The organism is Candidatus Albibeggiatoa sp. nov. BB20, from assembly GCA_016744725.1.
Lineage (GTDB): Bacteria > Pseudomonadota > Gammaproteobacteria > Beggiatoales > Beggiatoaceae > Albibeggiatoa.
Genome location: JADGDW010000280.1, coordinates 1 through 2557 on the forward strand (window position 1 = coordinate 1; position 2557 = coordinate 2557).

Here is a 2557-nt window from a genome sequence, read left to right on the forward strand (position 1 = left end):
GAGTAATAATTTGCAATTGTGGTTAAGAGCAGATACAGGTATCAGTGAAACAGATGGGCAAACAATAACGGATTGGCCTGACCAGTCTCCAAATGCTTATATAGTAAACAATGGCGGTAGCGATGGACAAACCTCGCCAATATTTAAAAATAATAGTTCAGACAATATTAATTTTAATCCAGTTATAGAATTTGATGGGGTGGCCAATGGCTTGGACTTAGCAAATAATTATATTTATTCAGCTAATGATGGCATGACGTTTTTTGCAGTGCTAAAGCCAGATGTTGAGCTAAATGAGAGTAATTTTGTTTTAGATTTTGGCAGAGTGGCATCGGATGGATATGGATTTATATACGCAAATGATGAGGCTAAAATATACACATCGGGGAATTTTGGTGGTACAAGCGGTACAGTCTCTCATACTTATAGCATAGATTCAGTACTTTATACCGGAAAAATAGATTTTGACAATGAACAACGGATTTATCTTAATGGTGCATCTGTTTATAACGAGGCCATTACGCTTTCCCAAATTACGACGGCTGAAATTATAGAAAATGCGACTCATACCTTCAATCAAAAAGGGCCTGTCACCATTGGACGACAATCAAAACCTTTGGACGGCAATGATCGCTTATTTGGTGGAAAAATCGCCGAAATTATTTTATATGATGTTGATTTATCCGATGCTGACCGCAACAAAGTTCAATCTTATCTTGCAATTAAATATGGTCTCACTTTAGACAGCAGTATTGATTATGTAGATTCTAATGGTCTTTATATTTATCCCTCTACGCTTACCCACTCCACTCATATTAATGATATTGCTGCCATTGGTGGTGAATCGATTAGCGGCTTTTCTCAAGTAAAATCTCGTAGTGTCAATGATGATTCGGTTGTCACAATTGAAGGAGCAAGTATTGGTGATGGGAATTATTTAGCGTGGGGCAATGATGACGGCGCGTTAACATTTACTGCGACAGATATGCCGTATAACAAACGCTTAGAGCGTGATTGGAAAACCGCTGAAATGGGTGCGATTGGTTTTGTCACAGTCAGTTTTGATTTAACGCAACTCAGTGGGGCAGATTTATCTGATGCGACAAAATACCGATTATTAATTGATGATGATGGGGATTTTTCAGATGCGATTGAAACCAGTGGTGGCACAATCAGTAGCAATACGATTTCATTTAGTAATGTGAGTTTAGCCAGTACAGTTTATTTTAGTTTAGCGTTTGATGCACCAGAACAAACAACCTATGATTTTAATAGTTTAACTGTTGGTGATGTCAATGGGCAGGATGGCTGGGTTGAAATCGATTGGGGCGGTTCTCCTGATGGTGATATGACTATTGCTGCCGAAGGATTTGATAGCTCTAATAGTTTAAAACAAATAAAAGCAGGTACTAATACACAAAGTATTGTCTCCCATCCAAATGCGGGTAATCTCACATTTTATCCATTTACTGAAAATAAAATATATGCCTATGAATTTGACTTAAAAGGAAGTTATTGGGGAGAGCGTTATGGATTTGCTTATGATTCAAATGGAAATGGGCAAGTTGGTTCAACAGAAACAAACGAGTATGGGCTATCTTTACGCTCAAGTGGTAATAACGGGGGAATCATATTATATGCGCCCGATGGAAATAATGTGGTTTCAACTACAACAGGTATTCATTCCAATTGGAATCGTTTTAGAATTACAGTGGATTTAGCTGCGAACAGTGGTCAAGGTTCGACCTGTGTTACGTATAAGGGTTTGACTAATAGTGATACGGATTGGCAGCCAATGGGAAGTTTGCAATCCATTAATGTAGGTTTGGATGCTAGCCGTACTGCGAATGATTCAACTAATCCTGAAAATTGGGATTCTGTCTTTTTTAAATCAAGTAGTGGTGCAACTTGGTTAGATAATTTAGCTTTTGATGAAGCATTTACTTTTACTGATGCAGATATTTCATTGTCTAGCAGTAATATTTCTGAAAGCGTTGACATTGGTACAGTGGTTGGCGACATCATACCTTCAGATAGCAGTGCTTATACTTATTCTTTGGTTGCTGGTACAGGTGACACGGACAATGCTTTATTCACTTTAGATGGCAGCGAATTAAAAACCAATGCTGTCTTTGATTATGAAAACCAAACCAGTCGCAGTATTCGAGTTCAAGTTAAACGTATTGATGGTGGCGATTGCGTTGTTGCTGAAAAAAATCTTACGATTACGATAGACAATATTAATGAAACATCTATTGCAGGTTTAGGCACAGCGTTGAATTTTGATGGTGTTGATGATTATGTAGATTTAGGCACGTTGAGTGGTGAAATATTAGGCAGTGATGCCAGAACATTTGAGGCATGGATTAAAACCAGTATGACAAGCACGGCTACGATACTGAGATATGGTGCTGAGGCTTCGATGGGGCGTATTACATGGCGTGCTGGAGGTGGTGGTTTTAACATTGAAATGTATGGCAGACAAACAACGTGGTCTGCACCTGCTTTGGGTGATGGAAATTGGCATCATGTCGCTTGGTCTTACAGTGCAGGGGAT

At 38.7% G+C, this 2557-nt stretch carries 1 protein-coding gene; it reads left to right on the plus strand.

Annotation, left to right across the window (positions count from 1 at the left end; translation table 11 throughout):
* On the plus strand, positions 1-2557 hold a 2557-nt coding region (locus ABXH34_RS18540; RefSeq protein WP_353573376.1), incomplete at both ends, for a DUF8202 domain-containing protein.